Origin of the sequence: Mesorhizobium sp. M8A.F.Ca.ET.207.01.1.1 (assembly GCF_004794715.1) — a bacterium.
GTDB lineage: Bacteria > Pseudomonadota > Alphaproteobacteria > Rhizobiales > Rhizobiaceae > Mesorhizobium.
Genome location: NZ_SRUS01000297.1, coordinates 1 through 341, shown reverse-complemented (window position 1 = coordinate 341; position 341 = coordinate 1). Strand labels below are relative to the sequence as shown.

The window sequence follows — 341 nt, the reverse complement described above, 5'->3', positions numbered from 1 at the left end:
CCTGGGTTACGTGGCCAGCTCGGCCATCCTGCTGACGGTCTTCGCCGGCCTGCTGGGCATGCAATTGTCGGCACGGCGCTTCCATCCGGTGCTGTTCTGGTCGGTGGTACTGGCCACCAGCACCGCCGGCACGACGATATCCGACCTGCTCGACCGCACGCTTGGCCTGGGCTACGCCACCGGCGCCAGCCTGCTAGCCGGCTGCCTGGCGCTGGTGCTGCTGGCCTGGCGGGTATCTGAAAAGTCGATCTCGGTCAGCAACATCGCATCGCGCCGCGCCGAAGGCTTCTACTGGACCGCCGTGCTGTTCTCCAACACGCTCAGCACCGCGCTGGGCGACT

General features: G+C 67.2%; 1 pseudogene. It reads left to right on the top strand.

Annotation, left to right across the window (positions count from 1 at the left end):
* Nucleotides 1-341, top strand: a pseudogene (locus tag EN850_RS34625) (hypothetical protein); the annotation flags it as partial.